Genomic DNA, 15,989 nt, shown 5'->3' with positions numbered 1-15,989 from the left:
CTGCGGCAGCTCCTACAGGGATATGTAGGAGCTGCCGCAGGCTGCGATCTTTTTGGGTCAGGCTGCGCTAATCTTCCCGGATTGGCCTTCGCGCTTAGGGATATCGACCATGCAATGGATGTTCATGTTGATCGGGCTGGTGCTCGGCTGGCTGCTCGACGAGTCGCTCAGTGATGCGCTGTTGGGCGCGCTGCTGGGGCTGGCGATTGGGCAGACGATCCGCATCGTGCGGCTCGGCTCGCAAATGGCTGAGCAACAGCAGCAATATGAACAGCTGAAGGAGGCTCTGCAGGGTGTCGCCCAGCGTCTGTTTCTGCTCGAAGGCTCACCGTCGCACGCGGTGCCACCGCCACCGCCACCGCCAACGGTGGAACCTGTCGCCGAGCCTGTCGTAGACCCCGTCGGCATCGTCGAACCGGCCCCTGCGCCGGAGCTGGTCTGGGAGCTGCCGCCCGACCTCGAACCGATTGCTGCCGTGGCCAATCAGGCCAGCCAACCCTTGCCGGACGATGTCTGGCGCGCCGAGCCGACACCGCGCGAACCGCAACAGCCTGCCGCACCCCGTGGCCCTAATCTCATCGAACGCGGCATCAGTGCTGCGCGTAATTGGCTGTTTGGCGGCAACACCGTGCTGCGCGTTGGCGTGGTGTTGCTGTTTTTCGGTCTGGCGTTCCTGCTGCGCTACGCCACCGAAGGCATGGTCGTGCCGATCGAGTTGCGTTATGCCGGCGTGGCGGCGGCTGCGCTCGGCCTGCTTGCACTGGGTTGGTGGCTGCGCAAACGCAACAGCAATTACGCCTTGATGCTGCAAGGCACCGGGATCGCGGTGCTGTACCTGACGGTGTTTGCGGCGATGCGTTTGCATCCGCTGCTTGATCCATCTGCCGCGCTGGGCTTGCTGGTGGCGGTGACGGTTTTTTCGGCAATTCTGGCGATCACCCAGGACTCGCTCGCGTTGGCGGCAGTGGCCGCATTGGGCGGATTCGCCGCACCAATCCTGACCTCAACCGGTGCCGGCAACCATGTCGCGCTGTTCAGTTATTTTGCGCTGCTCAATGCCGGCATTCTCACCATCGCCTGGTTCAAGGCCTGGCGCCTGCTCAACCTGATCGGCTTCGTCGGCACCTTCGGCATCGGTTTCGCCTGGGGCTTGCGCTCGTATACGCCAGAGCTGTTGTGGAGCACCGAGCCGTTCCTGATTCTGTTCTTCCTGATGTACCTGGCTATCGGCCTGTTGTTTGCCCGGCGCAAGTTGCTCGACATGCCCGATGCCCCAGCGGACGGCGATCGCGAGGCGTTACTGCACTGGTCGGCGCGCAAGGGCGACTACGTCGACGGGACGATGCTGTTCGGCCCGCCGATCATCGGTTTCGGTTTGCAGTTCGCACTGGTACAGCATCTGGAATTTGCCGCCGCGTTCAGTGCGCTGGCACTCGGCATGATCTACATGGCACTGGCCAAAGTGTTGATGGGTGGTCGCGCGGTGCTGCTGGGTGAAACCTGTCTGGCGCTCGGGGTGATTTTCGCCAGTCTGGCGATTCCGCTGGGGCTGGACGCTCGCTGGACGTCGGCGGCGTGGGCGGTGGAAGGTGCGGGGATTTTCTGGCTCGGCCTGCGTCAGCATCGACCGTTCGCGCGGGCCTTTGCGTTGCTGTTGCAACTGGGCTCGGCGTTGGTATTCCTCAGCCAATTGCGCGTCGGCGAAAGCAGTTTGCTCGACGGCGCTCCGCTGGGCGCGTTGATGCTCGGCATTGCGCTGCTATTCAGTTTCTATCAACTGCGCAAAGCTGCCCCGGAACAGGCATCGCCTTGGGAGCGCCAAGGCCTGCCAGTGCTGGCGTGCCTGGGCCTGACGTTCCTCTATTTGCTGGCGCCGTTGTTCTTCTTCATCCAGGGCACGGCGATCAGTTGGGCGCTGGCCGGGTTGGCGACGTTGTTTGTCGGCCTGCGGATTCAGTCGCGGACATTCCTGTTCACCGCGTTTGCCGTGCAGTTGTTGGGTGGCGCGTTGTTTCTGCTGCGTCTGCAAGGTGCGGGGGAAGATTCCGCCGCAGTGTTCAGCGCTGGCTGGAGCGGTTTGCTCAGTGCTTCGCTGATCGGTCTGGCGTTGATCGCCGGCATGCTGTTGGCCGCTCGCGATGAAATGGTGCGCAGTGACGTGCGTCTGCTGCGCGGTCTGTCGGTGGTGCTGCTGGCCGGGTTGGTGCTGATCAATCTGGCGGTGTTGTTTGTGCTGCCGTGGCAAACGGCGAGCGCGGTGTGGGCGGCGAGTGGTTTGCTGATCATCTGGTTGAGCCTGTACCTCAAGCAGCGCGTGAGTTTTGTCTTCGGTCTTTTATTGCAGTTGATTGGTGGCGCGGCGTTTCTGTTCGCAGGCCCCGAGCTGCTCGGGCCGCTGTCCAGCGAAGGACTGAAACCGTTGGCCCACGGCGGATTCTGGACGCCGCTGGTGCTGGGGCTGGCGGCAATGATCGGAGCGTGGCGCCTGCAACTGGGCAATCATGCCTCGGCATTCGATGCATTGAGTTTGCAGCGCTTGTCCGAAGTCTTGCTGGTGTGGGGCGCCGGTTGGTGGACGATGGCGTGGGTCAGTGAAGTGCTGCGGTTTGCCTCGCCGAATCTGCAAGGCACGTTGCTGCTTTTGGTTGCCGCCGTCAGCGTGGCGCTGTGGACGTTGCTGTCGCTGCGCTTGAAATGGCCGGCACTGGGTCTGCTGTGCACCTTGTTGATTCCGGCTGCGGCGCTGGTGCTGCTCGGGGCCTGGCATTCGCGTTATCACCCGGCGGCGGATTTCGGTTGGCTGGCGTGGGCGGCGGTATTCGCCGTGCATTTCTTCAGTCTGCGACGCTTGGCGCCGATGCTGCCGGCGCGGGCCTTGAGTACGGCGCATGTGCTCGGCTGTTGGCTGCTGATCGGCGTGCTGGCGTTGGAATTGCGCTACGGCCTGCTGCTGTTGTCCGAGCAATACAACGCCTGGCGCTGGCTGGGCTGGGCGATTCTGCCGAGCGTTTATCTGTTGCTGGCAGCGGCCCCGCGCTCTTGGCCGTGGCCGGTCGCAGCGTTTGCCCGCGAGTACCGCTTGTACGCTGCCGCGCCGTTGGCGGTGCTGATGCTCGCGTGGTTCTGGTTGGCCAATGGCATCAGCGATGGCAACGCCGAACCGCTGCCGTATGTGCCTTTACTCAACCCTTTGGAATTGGGCCTGCTGTTCGCGTTGTTCGGCGTTTACATGTGGTCGCGCAGTGCGATTTCGCAATTGTCGATTCGTCAGGACTATGCCGATTACGCCACGCAACTGATCGCCGGGGTTTCGCTGTTCGCCTTCTGCACCGCGTTGGTCACTCGCGCCGCGCACCATTGGGCGGGGATTCCGTTCGAGCTGGATACGCTGCTCGCGTCGATGCTGGTGCAGGCCGGATTATCGATTGTCTGGACGCTGATGGCGCTCGGTTTGATGATCGGCGGGCATCTGCGCCATCGCCGCGAAGTGTGGCTGATTGGCGCCGCGCTGATTGCGCTGGTGGTGGCCAAACTGATTTTTGTCGAACTGAGCAACCGTGGCGGCCTTGCCCGGATCGTCTCGTTTATCGGCGTCGGCGTGTTGCTGCTGGTGGTCGGCTATTTCGCGCCACTGCCGCCCAAACGCGTCGATGCGGAACCGGCGGCGGACACACCGGCCGCGGACACCGAAGGAGTTTCATCTTGAGTCGCATGCGAAATCTGGGTTGGTTGGCGTTGGGCGTGGTGATGGTGGCCGGCGCCCAGGAAAAGCCGGCGGACTTCGCCACGCAGGTGCCGCTGGCGGTCAGCGGCAACGGCCCGTGGTACCGCCTCGAATTGCCGCTGAGCGTGCAATTGCAGGCACGCCAGACCGATCTCAGCGACCTGCGCGTGTTCAACGCCGCCGGTGAACCACAGGCCTACGCCTTGGCGCGCGAGTCGGCGCAGACCCGCGACGACGGCCAGTTGCACGAGGTGAAATGGTTCCCGCTGTACAACGCCGCTGACGCCAGTGAACGCGCGCCGAACGTGCGCGTGCAATCGACCACCAACGGCACGCTGGTCGAAGTGCAACCGTCCAGCCAGTTGGAGGCGGGTGAAGAAGTGCTGCGCGGCTGGCTGCTCGATGCCAGCGCGATCAAGGCGCCGTTGCAGCAATTGATCCTCGACTGGACCAGCGAACGCGACGGCTTCCAGCGTTTCAGCATCGAAGCCAGCGACGACTTGCAGCACTGGCAGCCGTGGGGCGAAGGGCAGGTGGCGCGGCTGACCTTTTCCGATGAGCGCATCGAGCAGCACGAGGTGACGTTGCCAGGGCAATCGGCACGTTATGTGCGGTTGCTGTGGGAGTCGCCGAATTCGGCACCGATCCTGACAGCGTCACAGCTGAAAAGCAGCGACCCGCGCGATTTGCCGCTGCCATTGGTCTGGTCGCAGGCATTGGCCGGCAGCAGCACCAAGGCCGGGGAATACACCTGGCAATTGCCGATGGGGCTGAACGTTGAGCGTGTGCAGGTTGAACTGAAGCAGCCAAACAGTCTGGCGCCGGTGATATTGGCGGGGCGACGTGAAAGTAGTCTGCCGTGGCAGGAACTGAGCAGCGGCTTGCTCTATCGCCTGACGCAGAACGGCCAGGACGTGGTGCAGAACGAATTGCAGCTCTACGGGCAGACCGTGCAGCAGTTGAAACTGACGGTCGATGAACGCGGCGGTGGTCTGGGCGCGCAGGCACCGAGCGTGAAATATGCGGTGCGCGCAACGCAGGTGATTTTCCTCGCGCGGGGCGAGGGGCCGTACAGTCTGGCGTTGGGCAATGCGACGGTGAAGACGGCGAATCTGCCGTTGGCGACGCTGATTCCGGATTTCAAGCCGCAGAAGCTGGCGGCGTTGGGCAAGGCGTCGGTGCAGGGTGAAGCGGTTGTTACGCAGACATCGACGGCGACCACAGCGGCGGTGGCGCAGACCAATTGGAAGAAGATTGGGTTGTGGGCAGTGTTGTTGTTGAGTGTGGTGTTTTTGGGGGCTATGGCGTTTAGCTTGTTGCGCAAGCCTCCAACCAACACCTGAGAATGGCTGGCGCTGCGCGCCAATCGCTGGCAAGCCAGCTCCCACAGGTTATTTGGTGTACACAAAATAGAGGAACGACCGAAGTCTTTGTGGGAGCTGGCTTGCCAGCGATGACGGCCGATCAATCAACAAAAATCCTCAAACCGCCGCTATCACTCAACCACCATCCGTCCCGAACCGGTCTACGCTAAACCCGCTACCTGAACTCTCCACCGACAATCACGTCTCATGCAGGCAATTACACCCCAACGCACGTTACCGGGCGTCTTCGCTCGCTACGTTTTCAGACTCCCTGTAAACTGCGCGGGTTTTTAGCCCCCCATTCCACCGGAGCCGTCCATGTCCCGCGTTACCCTGAGTCGCTATTTGATTGAGCAGACCCGCAGCAATAACACTCCTGCCGATCTGCGTTTCCTGATCGAAGTGGTGGCGCGTGCCTGCAAGGAGATCAACCACGCCGTGTCCAAAGGCGCCCTGGGTGGTGTTCTGGGCAGCATGGGCACCGAAAACGTGCAAGGCGAAGTGCAGAAGAAGCTCGACGTGATCTCCAACGAGATCCTGCTCGAAGCCAACGAATGGGGCGGTCACCTGGCCGGCATGGCGTCCGAAGAAATGGACAATGCCTACCAGATTCCGGGCAAATACCCGAAAGGCGCGTACCTGCTGGTATTCGACCCACTGGACGGTTCGTCGAACATCGACATCAACGCCCCGGTCGGCACCATCTTCTCGGTACTGCGTTGCCCGAACGAATACCTGAGCCAGAACGAGCCGCTGAACGAGAAAGCCTTCCTGCAGCCAGGCACCCAGCAAGTAGCCGCCGGTTATGCGATCTACGGTCCACAGACCATGCTGATCCTGACCTTGGGCGACGGCGTCAAAGGTTTCACCCTCGACCGCGAAATGGGCAGCTTCGTGCTGACTCACGAAAACATCACCATTCCTGAATCGACCCAGGAATTCGCCATCAACATGTCCAACCAGCGTCACTGGGAAGCCCCGGTACAACGCTACGTGGGCGAGTTGCTGGCCGGTGAAGAAGGTCCGCTGAAGAAGAACTACAACATGCGTTGGGTCGCGGCGATGGTTGCCGACGTACACCGCATCCTGACCCGTGGCGGTCTGTTCATGTACCCGCGCGACAGCCGTGAGCCATCCAAGCCAGGCAAACTGCGTCTGATGTATGAAGCCAACCCGATGTCGTTCCTCGTGGAACAAGCGGGCGGCGCGTCCACTGACGGTCATCAGCGCATTCTCGACATCCAGCCGGAAGGCCTGCATCAGCGTGTAGCGGTGTTCCTCGGCTCGAAAGAAGAAGTCGCACGCGCGACGGCCTACCACAAGGAATAAACCATGACCGCGCCCTGGCAGCCGTTGCTCGATTGGTGGTTCGGACAAGCCGAATCACCGGACGAGATATCGGCTGACAAGGGCAAGTTGTGGTTCGGTAAGCGAGACAGCCAAGACCTCGAAGCGCAGACGCGTTTCGGGGTCTTTGTCGATCAGGCCCTGGCCGGCGAATTGACCGAGTGGACGCAACGGCCCGAAGGTTGGCTGGCGCTGGTGCTCCTGCTCGATCAATTGCCGCGAATGATTTTTCGCGACACCCCCAAAGCATTTTCCGGTGATCTGCGCGCGCAGAAACTCGTCGCCCAAGGCATTGCCGCAGATTTTGATCGGCAGTTGAAACCGATCCAGCGAGTGTTCATTTATCTGGTGTTCGAACACTGCGAAAACCTCGCGGTGCAGAATGAGGCGGTTTCCCGATTTATCGAACTGGTGGCTGAACAGCCGGAAGCGGAGCGGGCAGTGTTTGCCGATAATCTGGATTATGCCGAGCGGCATCAGCAGGTGATCGCGCGGTTTGGCCGGTTTCCGCATCGCAATGCGGTGTTGGGGCGGGAGTCTACGGCTGAGGAGTTGGTGTTTCTCGGTCAGCCTGGGTCACGGTTCTAAATCAAGGGTTGCCTCGTAGAAGCCGTTTCATCAACAGGGCCGGCAGGCTTTTTCGCGTATCGACAATGATATGGATGAAAACCGTTTTTTCTCGCACCTCATAAATAATCCGGTTCATTCCCAAAACAATCTGGCGGTATTGGCAGAGATTGAGCTTCTCGATTTCTTCGGGGATTGATCCTGAATAAGGCAGATCTGCGAGACCAAAGATTGCAGTCTTGAGATCGGCATAAGTGCTTTGCCAAATTTGGCTTGAGAACTGTCTGACGAGGTAGGTGCGAAGTTCTTTGAGATCTGCTTGTGCAGACTGGAGAATAACGACCTTTAAACTCATTGATGATCAGCCTTATCCAGTTCGGCAAACACATCTTCAGCATCACTGAACTTGCCTTCCTCAATCTCCCGATTACCCATCGCCAACAGTTTCAACAAGGCCATCGTGCCTTCTTGCTCTTCAAAGCTTTTCACATCCATAACCACTAGCTTGGCTTCACCGTTTTGCGTAATTACCAGCGGCTCGCGGCTTTCTGTGATTGATTTGACGATTTCGGCCGTGTGGCTTTTCAGGTAACTGATCGGTTTGATTTGCGATGAAAGCTTCATGATTGAACCCCGCCAAATTGAACAGGACTGAGTTTAGTCTTAATTCAGTCCAGCGTCAGTGCGAGCTGACCAACGTGTTCCAATTTCCACATTCCTACGTCGCTGATGTTGCCTTCGCGAGCAAGCACGGCTCCTACAGTGGATCTGTGAACGATACAGAACCATTGTATGAGCCGAGCTTGCTCGCGAAGGGGCCAGAAGCAGCACCGCTTAAATGCGGAAGCTGCCGACCAACTGCTTCAACCGCGCCGCCTGCTGCTCCAGATCCGAACAAGCCCGCAACGTCGCCTGCAAGTTCTCTACACCTTCCTGGTTCAGCGTGTTGATCTCGTTGATATCGACATTGATCGACTCGACCACAGCCGTCTGCTCTTCAGTCGCGGTGGCCACCGACTGGTTCATTCCGTCGATCTCGCCGATACGCTGAGTCACGCTGCCCAGACGCTCGCCGGCCTGGTTGGCGATGCCGACGCTGCTTTCGCTCTCGCGTTGGCTCTCGGTCATGATGCTCACCGCCTGACGTGCGCCGACTTGCAGCTCTTCGATCATCTTCTGCACTTGCTGCGCCGAATCCTGGGTGCGGTGCGCCAGATTACGCACTTCATCGGCAACCACGGCAAAACCACGACCGGCCTCACCGGCACGCGCCGCTTCGATCGCGGCGTTGAGCGCGAGCAAATTGGTCTGCTGGGAAATGCTGGTGATCACTTCGAGAATCTGGCCGATGTTCACCGTGTTGGCGTTCAGGGTTTCGATGTTGCCGCACGAATCGCTGATCTTCGCCGACAGCTGCTGCATGGCCTGAATGGTTTTATCCACTACTTGCTGACCGTCGACCGCGAGGCTGCGCGCATCGCTCGAATGCTGCGAGGCGAGTGCGGCGTTCTGGGCGATTTCCTGCGCGGCGGCGCCGAGCTGGTTGATCGCGGCAGCGACGCTGTTGGTACGGCTGGATTGCTGGTCGGAGTTGTACATCGACGAGTTCGATGCCGCGACCACGCGCAGGGCGACTTCGTTGACCTGGCCGGTGGCCGAGGATACTTCGCGAATCGAGGTGTGAATACGTTCGACGAAACGGTTGAACGAGGTGCCCAGCGCGCCGAATTCATCGTTGCCGTGAATCACCAGGCGTTTGGTCAGGTCGCCTTCACCTTCGGCGATGTCGTGCATGGCGCGGCCCATGGTCAGCAGCGGTTGCATCAACACGCGGATGAGCATGCCAAGCAGGGCGATGATGATCACCACCGCGATGATCATCGCGATCAGCGCCGAGGTGCGGAATTCGCTGAGCATGGCGAACGCGGTGTCTTTGTCCAGCACCAGCGCCACGTACCAGTCGGCCGACGGCACGCCGTTGACGCGGGTGAAGGAGATCAACTGAGTCTTGCCGTCGAACTCGACTTCTTTCAGGCCCGGGCTGACTTTCGGCGCACCGTTCGGGTAGGCCTCGGCGAGGGTTTTGAGTACCAGTTTGCTGTCCGGGTGGATCAGGATCTTGCCATCGGCACTGACGATGAAGGCATGGCCATGGCCGCCGAAGTTCAGCGAGTTGATGATCGCGCTGACGCTGGTCAGGTCGATGTCGGCACCGGCGACGCCGAGCATCTGGCCCTGACGTTGTACCGGAGTGGCGACGGTGATCACCAGTTTGCCCGAGGACGCGGCGATGTACGGTTCGGTGACGATGGTCTGTTGCGCGCTGTTGGCGGCTTTGTACCAGCCGCGTGCACGTGGATCGTAATCCGGTGCGCGGTTGCCGGCCGGTACCGAGAACATCACGCCGTCGGCACCGCCGAAATAGCTGAGCTGGAAATTGCCGGTGTAGGCGGGCAGGTCGATGATGCGCTTCAGGCTGGCCGGGGCATTGCCGTCGACAGCCACTTGCTGCGACAGCGATTGCAGCAATTGAATGCGGCTTTCCAGCCAGGTCTGGATGTTGCTGGTAGTCAGGCTGCCCAGTTCCTGCATCGACGCTTCGGTACTGCTGCTCAGGGCTTCGCGCTGTCGATAGTCGTTGAAGAAAATGAAACAGGCGAACGCAACGGCCACCACGAGGGCGGCCGCCAACAAGATCTTGTGGCTGAATTTCATGTTTCTGGTCATCGAATGAGCTACCGCGAAGGGGCTGGTCAAGAAAGGGCGGCAATTTGCCACACTCGGGGGCTTTGCGCTGCTCTTATTTCGACCGCGGCGCGCCAAAGATTAGGCGTCTTTTGCGAAAGGCGACGAAATGCTCAATAGCCCTACAAAGTGTCTGATTTATCGGCAAAAGCCGGACGGGCGGGCTAATAAATAGCCGTCCGGCCACGGAACCAGATGAGGGTTTTCTCTTCTAAGCTTCTGGTTGGCACCATGCCATCCCCCCTCGTTCCAGGAGTTACACCATGTCGTTGCGATCTATCGCCCTTCTGACGTTTTGCGTGCTGCTGGCCGCATGCAGCAAGGTCAATCAGGAAAACTACTCGAAGCTCTCGGCCGGCATGGCCAAGGCCGAAGTCGAGACACTGCTCGGCAAACCGACTGATTGCTCGGGCGCGCTCGGCATGTCCAGTTGCACCTGGGGCGACAAGAACAGCTTTATCAGCGTGCAGTACGCCGGTGACAAAGTGCTGATGTTTTCCGGCCAAGGCCTGAAGTAAACCGGGGCTTCGCGCCCACGGAGAAGAAAAATGAAGCGGTTATTGCTGATCCTTTTTGCCGGCCTGGTACTGGCCGGCTGCGCCAGTTCCGGCGTAGATCCGTTGGCGCCGAAAACCGTCAACAACGTCAATCTCAAGCGTTACCAAGGGACCTGGTATGAGCTGGCGCGTCTGCCGATGTACTTCCAGCGCGACTGCGCACAGTCCGAAGCGCATTACACCCTCAAGCCTGACGGTAACGTCGCGGTGCTCAATCGCTGCCTGACCCCGCAATGGCAGTGGGAAGAAGTGAAGGGCACGGCGTCTCCACAGGTGCCGGGCAAGACCGACAAGCTCTGGGTCGAATTCGATACCTGGTTCTCACGCCTGATTCCGGGTGTGGCGAAAGGCGAATACTGGGTGCTGTACGTCAGCGATGACTACAAGACCGCCATCGTCGGCGACCCGAGTCGCAAGTACATGTGGCTGCTGTCGCGCACGCCGACCGTCAACGGTGTGGTGCGCGAGGAGCTGCTGAGCAAGGCGCGTCAGCAGGGCTATGACACCACGCGACTGATCTGGCGAGCGTCGGATCGGCAGATGGCCAAGACTTCGAATTAAGAGCGAAAAGATCGCAGCCTCCGGCAGCTCCTACATGGGAAAAGGTTCACCCTGTAGGAGCTGCCGAAGGCTGCGATCTTTTGCTTTTCTAGCCGAGGAGGTCGCGCAGAACCTGAGTGAAGGCGCGTGCACTTTCTTCTTCGCCAGCATGGCGACCATCGCGCACCACCCACTGGCCATTGACCAGCACATCGCGCACCTGCCGATCGCCACCGGCAAATAACCAGCGATTCAAAATCCCGTCGCCATTGGCCGTCGCCAGATACGGATCGTTGCCATCGAGCACAATCCAGTCGGCACGTTTGCCAACCTCCAGCGCACCAATCGGCTGCCCCAACGCCTGCGCACCACCATCCAGCGCCGCGTCATACAACGTGCGCCCGACCATCGGCTGATCCGCGCCATACAAACGATTACGCCGCTGATCACGCAGACGCTGGCCGTATTCCAGCCAGCGCAATTCCTCCACCACACTGAGCGACACATGGCTGTCGGAACCGATACCCATGCGCCCACCCTGCGCGAGAAAATCCACCGCCGGGAAAATCCCGTCGCCCAGGTTCGCTTCAGTGGTCAGGCACAGCCCGGCAATGGCGTGACTCTTGGCCATCAGCGTGACTTCTTCCGGATTGGCATGGGTCGCATGAACCAGGCACCAGCGCTGATCGACTTCGGTGTTCTCGTAAAGCCATTGCAGAGGACGCCGACCGCTCCAGCTCAGGCAGTCATCGACTTCTTTCTGCTGTTCGGCGATGTGGATGTGAATCGGGCATTGCTTGTCGCTGGCCGCCAATACTTCGCTGATCTGCTGCGGCGTCACCGCGCGCAACGAGTGGAAACACAGGCCCAGCGATTGCGCCTTTTGCTGCGCCAACATTGGCTGCAAGCGTGACTGCAGATTCAGGTAGTTTTCGGTGCTGTTGATGAAGCGACGCTGGCCATCGTTGGGCGTCTGGCCGCCAAATCCGGAGTGGCTGTAAAGCACCGGCAACAGGGTCAAACCGATGCCGCTTTCGCTTGCGGCCTGACTGATGCGCAACGCCAGCTCAGCCGGATCGGCATAAGGCTGGCCATTGCTGTCGTGGTGCACGTAATGAAATTCGGCGACAGAGGTGTAACCGGCCTTGAGCATTTCGATGTACAGCTGACTGGCGATCACGCCGAGCTGATCCGGGCTGATTTTTCCGACGAGCCGATACATCAGATCGCGCCAGGTCCAGAAACTGTCGTTCGGATTGCCGGCCACTTCAGCCAGCCCCGCCATCGCCCGCTGGAAAGCATGCGAGTGCAGATTGGGCATCCCCGGCAACAACGGCCCGCTTAGTCGCTCGGCGCCATCTGCGGTGGAATCGGCCTGGATTTGGGTCAGCAGGCCCTCGGCGCTGACCTCAAGACGTACATTGTTGGCCCATCCGTTAGGCAGCAGCGCGCATTCGGCAAAGAAGGCGGACATGGTTCAGCACCCCATCGTGTGTTATTTGTATATACATATACAGACGTTTGCCTGCCCGGTAAACTCCGGCAAGCTAGCCACTTTCATCCAAAGAACAGGGATCAACCGTGCCGACTCCGCCTCCAGTCTCCCCGTTGGCCGCGAACATGGGCGACAGTCCGGCGCCCTTGTACGCCCGCGTCAAACAGATGATCACCCAGCAGATCGACAGCGGAAACTGGCCGCCGCACTACCGCGTGCCGTCCGAAAGCGAGTTGGTCAATCAACTCGGTTTCAGCCGCATGACCATCAATCGCGCGCTACGCGAGATGACCGCCGACGGTCTGTTGGTGCGCATGCAAGGCGTCGGCACGTTTGTCGCCGAACCGAAGAGCCAGTCCGCGCTGTTCGAAGTGCATAACATCGCCGACGAAATCGCCTCCCGTGGCCATCGCCACACCTGCCAGGTGATCACCCTCGAAGAGGAGGCCGCCGGTTCCGAGCGCGCACTGGCGCTGGACATGCGTGAAGGGCAGAAGGTGTTCCACTCGCTGATCGTGCATTACGAAAACGACATTCCGGTGCAAATCGAAGACCGTTTCGTCAACGCGCTGGTCGCCCCGGAATACCTCAAGCAGGACTTCACCCTGCAAACGCCTTACGCCTATTTGAACCAGGTCGCGCCGCTGACCGAAGGTGAGCACGTGGTTGAAGCGATCCTCGCCGAATCCTCCGAGTGTAAGTTGTTGCAGATCGAGAAGGGCGAGCCGTGCTTGTTGATTCGTCGCCGCACGTGGTCGGGGCGGCAGCCGGTGACGGCGGCGCGATTGATTCACCCGGGTTCTCGTCATCGTCTGGAAGGGCGCTTTCATAAATGAGTGAAGTGAAGGTTCTACGCGCCGAAGGCTACCCGCGCATGCCGTGGAAAAACGGCGGCGGCAGCACCGAGGAAATCACCCGTGATGCCGGTGCCGGGCTGGATGGTTTTGGCTGGCGCCTGTCGATTGCCGACATCGCCGAGTCGGGCGGGTTCTCGACCTTCGCCGGTTACCATCGAGTGATCACCGTGTTGCAAGGTGACGGCATGACCCTGTGCGTCGACGGCGACGATACGCGGCCGCTGTTACCGCTCGACCCGTTTGCCTTTAGCGGTGAAAGCCAGGTGTCGTGCACGCTGCTCGGCGGTGCGATTCGCGACTTCAACCTGATCTACGCGCCGCAGCGGTACAGCGCGCGGTTGCAGTGGCTGGACGGTGAGCAGCGGTTTTTCAGCTCGGCGGGGACGGTATTGGTGTTCAGTGTCAGTGAGTTGCTGGAAGTGCAGGTCGGTGACACTGCGTCGCAACTCGGTCGCCATGATTGCCTGCAACTGGACGGTAACAGTGGCCTGATCGAAATATCCACCAATGCCCCTTGCTGCGTAATCGAACTCCTCCAAAACTGAACAAAACCCCCTGTGGCGAGGGGATTTATCCCCGATGGGCTGCGCAGCAGCCCCACTTCTTCTTAATTGTAAATGGGGCCGCTTCGCGACCCATCGGGGATAAATCCCCTCACCACAACAGCCATCCCACTCCTGTTCCCCAATGCGCACCAACTTGTTACCGAACGCCCCAGCGTGGCGCAAAACCTCGCTTTCGAAACAATCCCCAACCCCTTCCATCAATACCCTCGAAATATTTCATCAACGCCTGAACCCTTGGTTCAGGCGCTCTCCAGCCCTGTACGCATTTTTTCTTGAACACCCCTCCGACAAGTTGGCCGCTCGATTGCATATGCTTGTATGTACAAGTAAAGACGTATGCGTATGAGTCGTTCGAGGCTCTCCGCAGCGTCCACTGATTCGCTTGTCGCGCAGCGAAGCGCGCAGGCTGCTTGCCCACTGCCAGGGTTGGTTTGAATTGATCGCTGAGGAGTCTTTTTCGTGACTGACAATACCCAGAAACCTACCAAGGTTCGCAATGTTGAAATCCGTGCCGCCCGCGGCAACAAGCTGACCGCCAAGAGCTGGCTGACCGAAGCGCCGCTGCGCATGCTGATGAACAACCTCGACCCGGAAGTTGCCGAGAACCCGAAAGAGCTGGTGGTTTACGGTGGTATCGGTCGCGCCGCGCGTAACTGGGAGTGCTACGACAAAATCGTCGAAAGCCTGACCAACCTGAATGACGACGAGACCCTGCTGGTGCAATCCGGCAAGCCGGTCGGCGTGTTCAAGACCCACAGCAACGCCCCGCGCGTACTGATCGCCAACTCCAATCTGGTGCCGCACTGGGCGAGCTGGGAGCACTTCAACGAACTCGACGCCAAAGGCCTGGCCATGTACGGCCAGATGACCGCCGGCAGCTGGATCTACATCGGCAGCCAAGGCATCGTTCAAGGCACCTACGAAACCTTCGTTGAAGCCGGTCGCCAGCACTACAACGACAACCTCACCGGCAAGTGGGTATTGACCGCTGGCCTCGGTGGCATGGGCGGCGCGCAACCTCTGGCCGCAACCCTGGCTGGCGCTTGCTCGCTGAACATCGAATGCCAACAAGTGAGCATCGATTTCCGCCTGAAAAGCCGTTACGTCGACGAGCAAGCCAAAGACCTCGACGACGCGCTGGCACGCATCGACAAATACACCAAAGAAGGCAAAGCGATCTCCATCGCGCTGCTGGGTAACGCTGCAGAAATTCTCCCGGAACTGGTCAAGCGCGGCGTGCGCCCGGACATGGTCACCGACCAGACCAGCGCCCACGATCCGCTCAACGGTTACCTGCCTGCCGGCTGGACCTGGGACGAATACCGCGCCCGCGCCAAGACCGAGCCGGCCGCCGTAATCAAAGCCGCCAAGCAGTCGATGGCCGTGCACGTTAAAGCGATGCTGGAATTCCAGAAGCAAGGCATTCCGACCTTCGACTACGGCAACAACATCCGTCAGATGGCACAAGAAGAAGGCGTCGAAAACGCGTTCGATTTCCCAGGCTTCGTACCGGCCTACATTCGTCCGCTGTTCTGCCGTGGCATCGGCCCGTTCCGTTGGGCTGCACTGTCGGGCGATCCGCAAGACATCTACAAAACCGACGCCAAGGTCAAAGAGTTGATCCCCGACGACGCCCACCTGCACAACTGGCTGGACATGGCCCGCGAGCGCATCAGCTTCCAGGGTCTGCCGGCACGTATCTGCTGGGTCGGCCTGGGCCTGCGCGCCAAGCTCGGTCTGGCGTTCAACGAGATGGTGCGCAGCGGTGAGCTGTCGGCGCCGATCGTCATCGGTCGCGACCACCTCGACTCCGGCTCGGTGGCCAGTCCGAACCGTGAAACCGAATCGATGCAGGACGGCTCCGACGCCGTGTCCGACTGGCCACTGCTCAACGCTCTGCTCAACACCGCGAGCGGCGCGACCTGGGTTTCCCTGCACCACGGCGGCGGTGTCGGCATGGGCTTCTCGCAGCACTCGGGCATGGTGATTGTCTGCGACGGTACGGACGAAGCGGCCGAGCGCATTGCCCGTGTACTGCACAACGACCCGGCCACTGGCGTCATGCGTCACGCCGATGCCGGTTACCAGATCGCCATCGACTGCGCCAAGGAACAAGGCCTGAATCTGCCGATGATTACCGGCAAATAAATGCAAAACCCCTGTAGGAGCTGCCGCAGGCTGCGATCTTTTGATGTTGGTTTTTCAAGATCAAAAGATCGCAGCCTGC

At 60.2% G+C, this 15,989-nt stretch carries 13 protein-coding genes and 1 pseudogene; 9 read left to right on the top strand and 5 right to left on the bottom strand.

From position 1 onward, the window contains the following. Positions 1-109 precede the first annotated feature (109 nt). The 4 genes from EJA70_RS18065 to EJA70_RS18050 all read left to right on the top strand — a co-directional run bounded on the left by EJA70_RS18065 (position 110) and on the right by EJA70_RS18050 (position 7,023). Positions 110-3,706 (top strand): DUF2339 domain-containing protein, encoded by a 3,597-nt coding sequence (locus EJA70_RS18065; protein ID WP_158832488.1) that lies wholly within the window; start codon positions 110-112, stop codon positions 3,704-3,706. Further along, complete coding sequence (locus tag EJA70_RS18060; protein ID WP_158832486.1) at positions 3,703-5,067, top strand: DUF3999 domain-containing protein; 1,365 nt, start codon at positions 3,703-3,705, stop codon at positions 5,065-5,067. Before EJA70_RS18065 ends, EJA70_RS18060 begins: the two co-directional genes overlap by 4 nt. 339 nt (positions 5,068-5,406) lie before the next feature. Continuing rightward, on the top strand, positions 5,407-6,417 hold the full coding sequence (locus EJA70_RS18055; RefSeq protein ID WP_008080580.1) for a class 1 fructose-bisphosphatase: 1,011 nt from the start codon (positions 5,407-5,409) through the stop codon (positions 6,415-6,417). Positions 6,418-6,420: 3 nt separating this feature from the next. Next, positions 6,421-7,023: a DUF924 family protein gene (locus EJA70_RS18050; RefSeq protein WP_158832484.1), complete on the top strand. Its 603-nt coding sequence runs from the start codon at positions 6,421-6,423 to the stop codon at positions 7,021-7,023. Between the two features lies 1 nt (position 7,024). Here the strand turns inward: EJA70_RS18050 and EJA70_RS18045 are convergent, their stop codons facing one another. The 4 genes and pseudogenes from EJA70_RS18045 to EJA70_RS31395 all read right to left on the bottom strand — a co-directional run. Then, on the bottom strand, positions 7,025-7,357 hold the full coding sequence (locus EJA70_RS18045; RefSeq protein WP_158832482.1) for a type II toxin-antitoxin system RelE/ParE family toxin: 333 nt from the start codon (positions 7,355-7,357) through the stop codon (positions 7,025-7,027). Next, complete coding sequence (locus EJA70_RS18040; protein WP_158832480.1) at positions 7,354-7,626, bottom strand: type II toxin-antitoxin system Phd/YefM family antitoxin; 273 nt, start codon at positions 7,624-7,626, stop codon at positions 7,354-7,356. The genes EJA70_RS18045 and EJA70_RS18040 overlap by 4 nt, the downstream gene beginning before the upstream one ends. A 210-nt stretch (positions 7,627-7,836) precedes the next feature. Beyond that, positions 7,837-8,601, bottom strand: a complete 765-nt coding sequence (locus EJA70_RS31400) for a methyl-accepting chemotaxis protein (protein ID WP_371924604.1) — start codon at positions 8,599-8,601, stop codon at positions 7,837-7,839. A 93-nt stretch (positions 8,602-8,694) separates the two neighbouring features. Further along, positions 8,695-9,717: pseudogene (locus EJA70_RS31395) on the bottom strand (cache domain-containing protein); the annotation flags it as partial. Between the two features lie 293 nt (positions 9,718-10,010). On the opposite strand from EJA70_RS31395, the gene EJA70_RS18030 reads away from it, so the two are divergent. Both EJA70_RS18030 and EJA70_RS18025 read left to right on the top strand, forming a co-directional pair. Beyond that, positions 10,011-10,265 (top strand): hypothetical protein, encoded by a 255-nt coding sequence (locus tag EJA70_RS18030; protein WP_003220802.1) that lies wholly within the window; start codon positions 10,011-10,013, stop codon positions 10,263-10,265. 30 nt (positions 10,266-10,295) lie between these two features. Further along, positions 10,296-10,865, top strand: a complete 570-nt coding sequence (locus EJA70_RS18025) for a lipocalin family protein (protein WP_158832478.1) — start codon at positions 10,296-10,298, stop codon at positions 10,863-10,865. Between the two features lie 88 nt (positions 10,866-10,953). Here the strand turns inward: EJA70_RS18025 and EJA70_RS18020 are convergent, their stop codons facing one another. Next, on the bottom strand, positions 10,954-12,318 hold the full coding sequence (locus EJA70_RS18020; protein WP_158832476.1) for a formimidoylglutamate deiminase: 1,365 nt from the start codon (positions 12,316-12,318) through the stop codon (positions 10,954-10,956). A 146-nt stretch (positions 12,319-12,464) separates the two neighbouring features. On the opposite strand from EJA70_RS18020, the gene hutC reads away from it, so the two are divergent. From hutC to hutU, 3 genes are all read left to right on the top strand, one after another. Further along, positions 12,465-13,175, top strand: coding sequence for a histidine utilization repressor (gene hutC, locus EJA70_RS18015; RefSeq protein ID WP_162130175.1), 711 nt, complete (start codon positions 12,465-12,467; stop codon positions 13,173-13,175). Continuing rightward, complete coding sequence (locus EJA70_RS18010; protein WP_158832474.1) at positions 13,172-13,741, top strand: HutD family protein; 570 nt, start codon at positions 13,172-13,174, stop codon at positions 13,739-13,741. Before hutC ends, EJA70_RS18010 begins: the two co-directional genes overlap by 4 nt. A gap of 480 nt (positions 13,742-14,221) precedes the next feature. After that, positions 14,222-15,910: a urocanate hydratase gene (hutU, locus tag EJA70_RS18005; protein WP_064388899.1), complete on the top strand. Its 1,689-nt coding sequence runs from the start codon at positions 14,222-14,224 to the stop codon at positions 15,908-15,910. Positions 15,911-15,989: the final 79 nt, after the last annotated feature.

It is taken from the genome of Pseudomonas sp. PB103, from assembly GCF_009764635.1.
GTDB lineage: Bacteria > Pseudomonadota > Gammaproteobacteria > Pseudomonadales > Pseudomonadaceae > Aquipseudomonas.
The sequence above is the reverse complement of the archived record's forward strand: the minus strand, read 5'-3'. Positions and strand labels throughout refer to the sequence as shown.

Bases quoted from the DNA above. Each gene is read 5' to 3' on its own strand.
- EJA70_RS18020 (WP_158832476.1), bottom strand. From the start codon at position 12,318: ATGTCCGCCTTCTTTGCCGAATGCGCGCTGCTGCCTAACGGATGGGCC.
- EJA70_RS18045 (WP_158832482.1), bottom strand. From the start codon at position 7,357: ATGAGTTTAAAGGTCGTTATTCTCCAGTCTGCACAAGCAGATCTCAAA.
- EJA70_RS18010 (WP_158832474.1), top strand. From the start codon at position 13,172: ATGAGTGAAGTGAAGGTTCTACGCGCCGAAGGCTACCCGCGCATGCCG.
- EJA70_RS18050 (WP_158832484.1), top strand. From the start codon at position 6,421: ATGACCGCGCCCTGGCAGCCGTTGCTCGATTGGTGGTTCGGACAAGCC.
- EJA70_RS18040 (WP_158832480.1), bottom strand. From the start codon at position 7,626: ATGAAGCTTTCATCGCAAATCAAACCGATCAGTTACCTGAAAAGCCAC.
- EJA70_RS18030 (WP_003220802.1), top strand. From the start codon at position 10,011: ATGTCGTTGCGATCTATCGCCCTTCTGACGTTTTGCGTGCTGCTGGCC.
- EJA70_RS18065 (WP_158832488.1), top strand. From the start codon at position 110: ATGCAATGGATGTTCATGTTGATCGGGCTGGTGCTCGGCTGGCTGCTC.
- EJA70_RS18025 (WP_158832478.1), top strand. From the start codon at position 10,296: ATGAAGCGGTTATTGCTGATCCTTTTTGCCGGCCTGGTACTGGCCGGC.
- EJA70_RS18055 (WP_008080580.1), top strand. From the start codon at position 5,407: ATGTCCCGCGTTACCCTGAGTCGCTATTTGATTGAGCAGACCCGCAGC.
- hutC (WP_162130175.1), top strand. From the start codon at position 12,465: ATGGGCGACAGTCCGGCGCCCTTGTACGCCCGCGTCAAACAGATGATC.
- EJA70_RS31400 (WP_371924604.1), bottom strand. From the start codon at position 8,601: ATGTACAACTCCGACCAGCAATCCAGCCGTACCAACAGCGTCGCTGCC.